The organism is Actinoallomurus sp. NPDC052274 (assembly GCF_040679475.1).
Lineage (GTDB): Bacteria > Actinomycetota > Actinomycetes > Streptosporangiales > Streptosporangiaceae > Actinoallomurus > Actinoallomurus liliacearum.
In genome coordinates this window covers 1-6,929 of sequence record NZ_JBFAUT010000051.1, presented here as the reverse complement: position 1 = coordinate 6,929, position 6,929 = coordinate 1, and the positions used below count along the sequence as shown (strand labels likewise).

8 protein-coding genes are annotated in these 6,929 nt (G+C 72.1%); 5 read left to right on the top strand and 3 right to left on the bottom strand.

Annotated elements, in window-relative coordinates; all coding sequences use genetic code 11:
- Together AB0K82_RS32945 and AB0K82_RS32940 are read left to right on the top strand one after the other, a co-directional pair.
- On the top strand, positions 1 to 1,437 hold a 1,437-nt coding region (locus AB0K82_RS32945), incomplete at its 5' end, for a WD40 repeat domain-containing protein (RefSeq protein ID WP_364404574.1).
- A 127-nt stretch (positions 1,438 to 1,564) separates the two neighbouring features.
- Positions 1,565 to 2,488, top strand: coding sequence for an MBL fold metallo-hydrolase (locus tag AB0K82_RS32940; protein WP_364404572.1), 924 nt, complete (start codon positions 1,565 to 1,567; stop codon positions 2,486 to 2,488).
- A 10-nt stretch (positions 2,489 to 2,498) separates the two neighbouring features.
- On the opposite strand, the gene AB0K82_RS32935 is transcribed toward AB0K82_RS32940, so the two are convergent.
- Entirely contained in the window at positions 2,499 to 3,308 is an 810-nt protein-coding gene (locus AB0K82_RS32935) for a M15 family metallopeptidase (RefSeq protein ID WP_364404570.1), read from the bottom strand.
- Between the two features lie 149 nt (positions 3,309 to 3,457).
- Positions 3,458 to 4,186, bottom strand: a complete 729-nt coding sequence (locus AB0K82_RS32930; protein WP_364404568.1) for an SDR family NAD(P)-dependent oxidoreductase — start codon at positions 4,184 to 4,186, stop codon at positions 3,458 to 3,460.
- 468 nt (positions 4,187 to 4,654) lie between these two features.
- Between AB0K82_RS32930 and AB0K82_RS32925 the strand changes: the two genes are divergently transcribed.
- The 3 genes from AB0K82_RS32925 to AB0K82_RS32915 all read left to right on the top strand — a co-directional run bounded on the left by AB0K82_RS32925 (position 4,655) and on the right by AB0K82_RS32915 (position 6,221).
- Positions 4,655 to 5,110 carry a helix-turn-helix transcriptional regulator gene (locus tag AB0K82_RS32925; protein WP_364404566.1) on the top strand — a complete coding sequence of 152 codons (456 nt, stop codon included), beginning with the start codon at positions 4,655 to 4,657 and terminating at the stop codon, positions 5,108 to 5,110.
- Positions 5,070 to 5,297 carry a Scr1 family TA system antitoxin-like transcriptional regulator gene (locus tag AB0K82_RS32920; protein ID WP_364404564.1) on the top strand — a complete coding sequence of 76 codons (228 nt, stop codon included), beginning with the start codon at positions 5,070 to 5,072 and terminating at the stop codon, positions 5,295 to 5,297. The genes AB0K82_RS32925 and AB0K82_RS32920 overlap by 41 nt, the downstream gene beginning before the upstream one ends.
- 69 nt (positions 5,298 to 5,366) lie before the next feature.
- Entirely contained in the window at positions 5,367 to 6,221 is an 855-nt protein-coding gene (locus tag AB0K82_RS32915) for a GNAT family N-acetyltransferase (RefSeq protein ID WP_364404562.1), read from the top strand.
- Positions 6,222 to 6,261: 40 nt separating this feature from the next.
- Here the strand turns inward: AB0K82_RS32915 and AB0K82_RS32910 are convergent, their stop codons facing one another.
- Positions 6,262 to 6,477, bottom strand: coding sequence for a hypothetical protein (locus AB0K82_RS32910; protein WP_364404560.1), 216 nt, complete (start codon positions 6,475 to 6,477; stop codon positions 6,262 to 6,264).
- Between the last annotated feature and the right edge of the window lie 452 nt (positions 6,478 to 6,929).

Genomic DNA, 6,929 nt, shown 5'->3' with positions numbered 1-6,929 from the left:
AAGGTCCTCAGGGCGCATGAGGGGCCGGTTCGTTCGGTGGCCTGGTCCCCGGACGGTCGACTCGCCAGCGGGGGCGAGGACGGGGCCGTCCGCGAGTGGTCGGGGGCCTCGGTACGAACGCGTCTGGTGGGCCGTCACAACGGGCCGGTGCGGTTGGTGACATGGGCGGCCGACGGCCGCCTCGCGTCGGCCGGTGACGACGCGACGATCAGGCTGTGGGATCAGAACGGCCGGCGGAAGAAGACGCTGACCGGTCACATCGGCCCGGTCCGGGGCATCTCCTTCTCCGCGACCGGCCGGCTCGCCTCCGGCGGTCAGGACTCGACCGTGCGCACATGGCGACCTGACGGGCGCGAGGAGCGGATCTTCAACGGACACCGCGACTGGGTGCGTACCGTGACGTGGTCCTCCGACGAAGACCTCGCCTCCGCCGGCAGCGACGGCACCATCCGGGTATGGCGGACCACGGATGGCGACGCGACCGGCGAGACGGTGTACCGCGGGCATGGCGGCTGGGTGCGCTCCGTGGCCTGGGCACCGAACGGCGAACTCGCGACGACCGGGTCGGACGGCATCGTGCACGTGCGGATCCTGGAAGAACCAGAGCCGATCAAAACGTACAACGGTCACGAGGGCGCCGCGCGGTCGGTGGCCTGGTCCTCCACCGGTGTGCTGGCCTCATGCGGGGACGACGCGACGGTGCGCGTCTGGCATCCCCAGGCCGGGGAGCCCGTCGTCCTCACCGGGCACCGCGGGTGCGTCCGCGCGGTCGCCTGGTCGACGGGCGGGCTGGTCGCCTCGGCGGGAGACGACGGGACCATCCGAATATGGGACGTCCCCCAGCGAACCGCAAAGGTCCTGGGCGCCGACGGCTCGCCGGGCGTGCGTTCGGTCGCGTGGTCATCCGACGGGCGGCTCGCCTCGGCCGGGATGGACCAGACCGTGCGGGTCTGGGACCTTCGCCACCCCGACGACCCACGCGTACTGGCGGGCCATGACGGCCTGGTGTGGTGGGTCGCATGGTCGACGGGAGGCCGGTTGGCCTCCGCGGGCGCGGACGGAACCATCCGGATCTGGAATCTGGCCACCGGAAGGGCGTCGATCGTCATGGTCGGGAACCGCGGACCGGTCGGTTCGATCGCATGGCACGGAGACGAACTGCTGGCGTCCGCCGGTGATGACGGCACGGTACGCGTTTGGGAACCAGTCGAGGCGAGCGACCCGCTCGTCCTGGACGACCATGACGGCCCGGTCGGTAGCGTGGCCTGGTCGGCGCGCGGGCATCTCGCCTCCGGAGGGCTCGACGGCACGGCTCGGGTATGGGATTTCGGTCGATCGGTCGCCGAGTTGCTAGCCGAGGCCGAGGCACGTCACGTCCGGCCTCTGACAGCGCCGGAGCGCAGCCGCTTCCTGCTCGGATCGTCCGAGCGTGGCTGATCTCCCGACGCCGCAACACGCCAGCCGTGCCTCCCCGGCCGTGGACCGGCGTTCGTCGCCACTTCACCCGGACCTTCACCGGTGGATCGAGGCTAAGATCGGCCGGAGGCGGAGCGGGAGGACGACGATGGCCGACGGCGCCGAGCCGCGACTGACCGAGGTGGCGCCGGGCGTGCACGCCTGGCTGCAGCCGGACGGCTCCTGGTGGATCAACAACGCCGGGGCCGTGCAGGGGGCCGACGGGGTGATCCTCGTCGACACCTGCGCGACGGCCGAGCGCACCCGGCGGTTCCTCGCCGCGGTCGACGCGGCGACCGGCGGGGACCCCGTACGGATGGCGGTCAACACGCACCTCCACGGGGACCACACGTACGGGAACGCGCTGCTCCCCGACTCCGCCGTGGTGGTCGGGCACCGGGCGACGCGCGAGGGGCTGCTGGCGGACTTCATCCTCAAGGGCACTCCGCCGATCTGGTCGCCGTCCCCGGACTGGGGCGTCTCGGACGTCCGGCCGCCGACCGTCGTCCTCGACGACGAGCTGACGCTCTTCACGGGCGAGCGGCGGATCGAGCTCCGGCACCCGGGACACCGGGCCCACACGGCCGGGGACGTGGTCGCGTGGCTGCCGGAGGAGCAGGTGCTGTTCACCGGCGACCTGATCTTCCACGAGGTGACGCCGCTGGTCTTCATGGGGTCCGTCGAGGGGGCGCTGCGCTCGCTGGAGTGGCTGGCCGGCTTCGGCGCCCGTACGGTGGTGCCCGGCCACGGAGTGCTGATCACCGGTGACCTCGCGCCCGTCCTGGCGGCGCACGAGGCGTACTACCGCTTCATCCTCGACACCGCGCGGCGCGGGCGGGCGGAGGGGCTCACCCCGCTGGAGGCCGCCCGTACGTGTGACCTCGGCCCGTTCGCCGGATGGCCGGACCGCGAGCGCGTCGTCCTCAACCTGCACCGCGCGTACGCGGACGCCGAAGGCGGCGATCTCGACCTGATCGCCGCCTTCACCGACGCCATCGCCTACAACGGCGGCCCGCTGCGCTGCGCCGTCTGACCGGCGCCGCTCAGCGCCGCCCGGCCAGGGAGGCGCGCGAGACCGGGAAGTCGAAGTAGGTGTTCGGGAACGGCTCGGGCTGGTAGGTGTAGTGCCACCACTCCTCGGCCAGGTTGACGAATCCCGCGGCCTCCATGGCGTTCTTCAGCAGCAGCCGGTTGGCGTGCTGTTTGCCCTGGACGCGCGGGTCGAGCGTGTGGGCGAGCGTGTCGAAGCAGTCGAACCCGGTGCCCATGTCGATCGAGTTGTCGGGGAACCGCTCGGACTGCGGCGCGTAGCAGGGCACGAGCCGCTGCCCGGGGCGGTACGGCGCCGTCGGCCGCGCGGGCAGCTTCACGACCGTGAGGTCCATCGTGCTGCCCCGGCTGTGCCCGGACTTCTCGGCGATGTACCCGTCCGCGAACAGCCGCGACTTGTCCACGCGCGGGTAGAACTCGGCTTTCATCTGCGTGGCCTTCGGGTCCTCGGCCCACTTGACGAAGTCGTTCACCGCGCGCTGCGGGCGGTAGCAGTCGTACACCTTCAGTGAGTAGCCCCGGCGCAGCAGCTTCCCCTGCACCTTGTGCAGAGCCTGGGCGGCCGGCCTGGTCAGGATGCAGATCGGCTGGCGGTATCCGTCGATGGGCCGGCCGACGAAGTTGTGCTGCGTCGGGTAGCGCATCTCCTGGATGATCGTCGGATCGACGTCGCTGAGCGCGACGAACTCCTCGGGGGCCTTCGGATCCGTACGCGCGTGCGCCGCCGGGGACACGGCGGTCACGGCCAGCAGCGCCGCGAGCGCGACGGCCAGGCGACGGAGAACGGTGGCGGGTTTCTGCATCTCTCTGGCCTATCAGGTCGGGCGCGTCGCGCGAAACCCTCGCACCGCTCCGCCGAGCGCCCGCCCAGCCGGATCGACGGCCCAGCCGGATCGACCGCCGAGCCGGATCGACCGCCGAGCTGAACCGTATGCTCAGCCGAACCGTATGCTCAGCCGAACCGTCCGCTGAGCGAGCGGAAGACGCCCGGCGCCACGCCCCGGAGCCGGGAGGGCAGGCGGAGCCAGCACGGCACGTAGCACTCCGCGCGGTCCCGTTCGACCGCTGACACCACCGCCCGCGCGACCCGCTCGGGCGGCACCGGCCGGGGCCACCGGCGGGCGTACGGCCGGCCGCGCCGGACGAAGAACGGCGTGTCGACGACGCCGGGCAGCACCACCGACACCCCGACGTCGCGCAGTTCGTGGCGGAGTCCCTCCGCGAACACGATCAGCCCGGCCTTGGTCGCCGAGTACACCGCCTCCTCCCGTACGCCGACGGCACCCGCGATGGAGGAGACGAACACCACGTGCCCGCCGCCCCGCTCGACCATGCCGGGCAGCAGGAGCCGGGTCAGCTGGATCGGCGCGGTGAGGTTGACGGCGGCCAGCCGATCGACGGCCTTGCCCGGCATGCGCGTCAGCGGCCCCGCCCAGCCCGCCCCGGCGTTGCTCACCAGGACGTCGACCGGCCCGGCGCGCGAGGCCAGCCGGGCGACGTCCCAGGCCAGATCACCCGCGATCACCCGCCCGCCGGTCTCGGCCGCCACGGCGTCGAGCCGCCGCCGGTCCCGCCCCGCCAGGACGAGCCGGGCCCCGGCCCGCGCCATCTCCCGCGCGGTCGCCGCCCCGATCCCCGAGGACGCCCCGGTGATCAGCACCCGCGCCCCACTCAACCGCATACTCACTCCGTTCCCCTCGCGCACCCGGCTGACCCCGCCCTCACCGGCCACGGATCCAGCGCGTCGGCGGTCGATGCTTTGAGGCGCGCGCTCAGATGCCCAGCCCGCGGGGTCGACGAAGCTCGCGATCGTGGTCAGCCGAATCCCGGGTCATCCCACGATGTGCGGTGACCATGAACATTCGCCGGAACGGGTGAGTGGTCGGCCGTGTCCTTGGGCAGCCGGGGGTGAGGTCGTTTCAGGCGCTGTCGCGTCAGCAGGGTTTCGTCCCTGCTCAGGTGACAGCGTCGGGTTGCTTCGGGGAGGCCCGGAGGTCTTCGGCCGGGTGTCACCGGCCAGGCGAAAGCCGGCCCCGGCCGGACGTCGCCGTCATCGGCCGCCGTGCTCCTCGAAGCCCTCGGCTCGCACCCAGACGTCTAGGGCGCCGCCCTTGGCCAGCGGGATGCTGAGCAGGGCTACGCGTGCTTCGTGGCGGTACGTGACGTTCTGGATTCCGCGTGCGGACAGCGCTGCGGCGAGGCCCTGAGCGGTGGTGGAACGAGCGATTCAGAGTTCGGCCGGGACGACTGGCTCGCACGGGTCGGCGCGGAGGCCGTGTTTGAGGGCGTTCGTGGTCAGTTCGCTGGCGGTCAGCGCCGCGGCGTCGATCAGATCACCGGGCAGCCCGAGCCGAAGTCGTCGATGTGGGCGCTCGTTGCCTACTACCTGCGGTTCTGGCGCCGGCAGCGCAAGCTCACCGGCGGGCTGATGGGGGAGGTGCTCGGCGGTTCCAAGGCGACAGTTTCACGGCTGGAAAGCGGCGATATGCGACTCGACGAAACGAGGGTCAAGGCGATCGACCGTGAAGGGCGGACTGACGGGATATTCTCCCCTCCCGTCTGGTATGCCACACTCGGCCATGGCTCGTCAGGCCGGTCTCGATGAGGAAGATGGCCCCGTTCCGCGGGCCCTGCTGTCGGAGTCACTCCTGGAGTCGCCCTGCGGCGGGCGGGACATCATGCGAGCCCAACTCGCCCAAATCCGCCATATCTCCGAACGCCCCGACATCGGTGTGCGGGTCGTTCCGAAGGCGCCTATCGGGCGGTGCGTGCGTCGAGGTCGCCGTTGTTGAGCGTGACGCGTTGGTCACAATCGCCGGTTGACCTGCACACCCGGCCGAATACTGGGCACTATGAGGCCCATGGGCTGGGTTATGACCGGAGATATTGCGGAATATGACGCGACCGCTGGCTGCTTCCTCCGGTCCCGGCCGGTCGAGAACACCGTCCTGATCACCGTGGTCGAGTCGCTGCGGGCGCGGGGGTCGGCCGCGTACGGGAACGCGCCGGCGGCGATGGGCGCCTGGCTGTCCACCGGGTGCGTGGCCGGGGCGTTCGTGCACACGCCGCCGTTCCCGCTGCTGCTCAGCGCCATGTCGGAGAAGGCCGCCACGGAGCTGGCGGACGCCCTGGCCGAGGAGGGGCGGCGGCTGCGAGGGGTCACCGGCCGCCACGAGCTCGCCGAGTCCTTCGCCGAACGCTGGCGGTCCGAGACCGGCTCCGACTTCACGATCTGGGAGCGCCGGCGGCTCTACCGGCTCGAGAAGGTGTGCGCCCCGGACACGCCCGGCCGCGCCCGTCTCGCCGGGCCCGCCGACCGCGACCTGCTCCTCGGCTGGTACCACGACGCCGAGCGGGAGATCCGCGAGCGGCCCGGCGACCACGGGGCGGCGGTCGACGACCGGATCGCGTACGGCGGGCTGACGCTGTGGGAGCGGGACGGGGTGCCGGTGGCGCTCGCGGGCCGGACCCGGATGGTCGCCGGGATGGTGCGGATCGCCCCCGTCTACACGCCGCCGGAGCACCGGCGCCACGGATACGGCGCGGCGGCGACGGCCGCGGTCGGCCGGGCCGTCGTCGAGGCAGGGGCACAGGACGTCGTGGTCTTCGCCGACCTGGCCAACCCGGGGATCAACGCGATCCACCGGCGCATCGGCTTCCAGCCCCTGGACGACTACCTCGTGATCTCCTTCGGAACTCCGCGGCACGGCGGTTGAGCGTCCGCGCCTCCGATTCGCGGAGGCGCGGCAGCCCCCGTCACGACCCGCCGGTCACGCGGCTCTCCTCTTCGGCGGGCTCCTCGCCGGCTACCTCGTCCGTCAGCGCCGCCCCCGAGACGAACGCGGCCGACAGCGTCAGCAGCAGGGCCCACAGGCCGAAGAAGGTGAACGCCACGGCGCCGTACGGGCCCGTGATCCAGTAGATCAACAGACCCGCGCCGATGATTCCGATCCCCGTTAACGCGATGCGCATGCGTACTACTTTGCGGTGAGATCCGAGCGGATGTCGAGTGGATAAGGACCATCTGGGCTTGTGCCCAGGATTTCGGTGCCGTGAACGACGAAAATCCAGGGCGCTGACGCCGGCCCGTACGGAAGTCTCGGGATTCGTGCCCTGGTTGCCCGCTTCGTTCCGCTTCGGGACCCATAGCGCGCCGCGTTCCCCGAACGTTCCGACCCCACCCCGACGCCTGCTTCGTCGCGGGAGTTCGCTGAGCCGCGGTTGCTCGACGCCCGTCTCGACCGGCTCGCCCACCAATGACCACACCGTGGAGCGGCGAGCCGGCCGCTGACAAGGCCGCGGCCCCAAAGCCCGTGATCATCGGCGCTGGCCGCCAGGGCGCCGGGGGGGGCCGCGGGCCGCGCGCCGCCGCGGGGGGGGCCGGGCGCGGGGTAGGGAGGGGGGGCCCCCGCGCGAGGGGGGCG

Coding starts and splice junctions, on each gene's coding strand:
- AB0K82_RS32930 (WP_364404568.1), bottom strand. CDS start 4,186: ATGCGGTTGAGTGGGGCGCGGGTGCTGATCACCGGGGCGTCCTCGGGG.
- AB0K82_RS32915 (WP_364404562.1), top strand. CDS start 5,367: ATGGGCTGGGTTATGACCGGAGATATTGCGGAATATGACGCGACCGCT.
- AB0K82_RS32940 (WP_364404572.1), top strand. CDS start 1,565: ATGGCCGACGGCGCCGAGCCGCGACTGACCGAGGTGGCGCCGGGCGTG.
- AB0K82_RS32935 (WP_364404570.1), bottom strand. CDS start 3,308: ATGCAGAAACCCGCCACCGTTCTCCGTCGCCTGGCCGTCGCGCTCGCG.
- AB0K82_RS32910 (WP_364404560.1), bottom strand. CDS start 6,477: ATGCGCATCGCGTTAACGGGGATCGGAATCATCGGCGCGGGTCTGTTG.
- AB0K82_RS32920 (WP_364404564.1), top strand. CDS start 5,070: ATGCCACACTCGGCCATGGCTCGTCAGGCCGGTCTCGATGAGGAAGAT.